This window comes from Streptomyces sp. NPDC002785 (genome assembly GCF_040295565.1).
In the GTDB taxonomy this organism is placed as follows: domain Bacteria; phylum Actinomycetota; class Actinomycetes; order Streptomycetales; family Streptomycetaceae; genus Streptomyces.
Window position 1 is genome coordinate 1 of the sequence record NZ_JBEOVN010000426.1, and the last position, 1,467, is coordinate 1,467.

Sequence of the window (1,467 nt, forward strand, 5' to 3'; positions counted from 1 at the left end):
GAGTGAATCCTTGCGGTCCGACGCCAACATCGCGGGACCGATGGCCGATCCGGTCCCCGGTCCCCGAACCGAATCGGCGGGGGAGGGTGTTTCGCCGTCACCACCCGTCGCGGCCATCCGGACGCGCAGGCTGGAGGCGCCGCTGGCGTGGAGTGACACTCCGGCCCAGGCGAACGGCAGCCGGCCCTGGGTCTCGGTACCCCCAAGGCCGCCGAGACCCAGCGCATGCAGCGCGGAGTCCAGCAGCGCCGGGTGCAGACCGAACTCGGCGGCCCGCGCGTCCTCGGGCAGCAGCACCTCGGCGAAGATCTCGCCGTCGCGCCGCCATGCCCTGCGCAGGCCCTGGAAAGCGGCGCCGTACGCGAAGCCGACGTCCAGCAGGTGCGCGTACCGGTCCTCGACCGGAACCTCGACCGCGCCCGCCGGAGGCCAGGCGCTCAGCTCGAACATCGGCTCCGACGTGGCGGCAGAGGCAGCCAGCACGCCGCTGGCGTGCCGGGTCCACGGCTCCTCGGCCGCAAGGTTCTCCGGACGGGAGTGGAAGGCCAGCGGGCGTCGGCCGGATTCGTCGGCCGCGCCGACCCACAGTCGCAGCTGGATGCCGCCCTGCTCCGGCAGCACCAGCGGAGCCTCCAGCGTCAGCTCTTCGAGGTGCTCGCAGCCGACCTGGTCACCGGCCCGGATGGCCAGTTCCACGAAGGCCGTGCCCGGCAGCAGGACCGTGTCCATGATGGTGTGGTCCGCCAGCCACGGGTGCGTGGACAGCGCCAGCCGACTGGTGAAGAGCACCCCGTCGTCGTTGGGCAGCTCCGCGCTCGCCCCGAGCAGCGGGTGCCCGGTCCGGGCGAGTCCCACGGCCGCGACATCACCGAGGTACAGCGAGGACACCTTCGGCCAGTATCGCTGGCGCTGGAAGGGATACGTGGGCAGCTCGGTCCGCGCGGCGCCTGTCCCCGCGTAGTACTCCGCCCAGTCCACCTTCACGCCACGCACATGCGCCCGCGCCAGCGCGCCGACCAGCGACTCCGCCTCACCGCGCCCCTTGCGCAGCGCGGCGGCGAACACCGTGTCCTCGCCGGTGGCGCATTCCTGCGCCATGGCGGTCAGCACCCCGTCGGGACCGATCTCGATGAAGGTGGTGACGCCCTGGTCCTCCAGTGTGCGGATGCCGTCGAGGAAGCGGACGGCCTCGCGGACGTGCCGGACCCAGAAATCGGGGCTGGCGATCTCCTCGGTAGAGACCAGCGCACCGGTCAGGTTGGACACGATCGGAATGCGCGGAGCCTCGTACGACAGACCCTCCGCGACCTCGCGGAATGCCTCCAACATGCCATCCATGCGGGGCGAGTGAAACGCATGACTGACCGTCAGGCGCTTCGTCTTGCGGCCTTGCGCTTCGAAGCCGGCCGCGATCGCAACGGCTGCGTCCTCATCCCCCGCGATCACCACAGACTGCGGACCGTTGAG

At 71.3% G+C, this 1,467-nt stretch carries 1 protein-coding gene; it reads right to left on the minus strand.

Going from position 1 to position 1,467, the window contains the following annotated elements; genetic code table 11:
• Positions 1-1,467, minus strand: a 1,467-nt coding sequence (locus ABTZ94_RS37530) for a polyketide synthase dehydratase domain-containing protein (RefSeq protein WP_502967383.1), incomplete at both ends; no start/stop codon positions are given.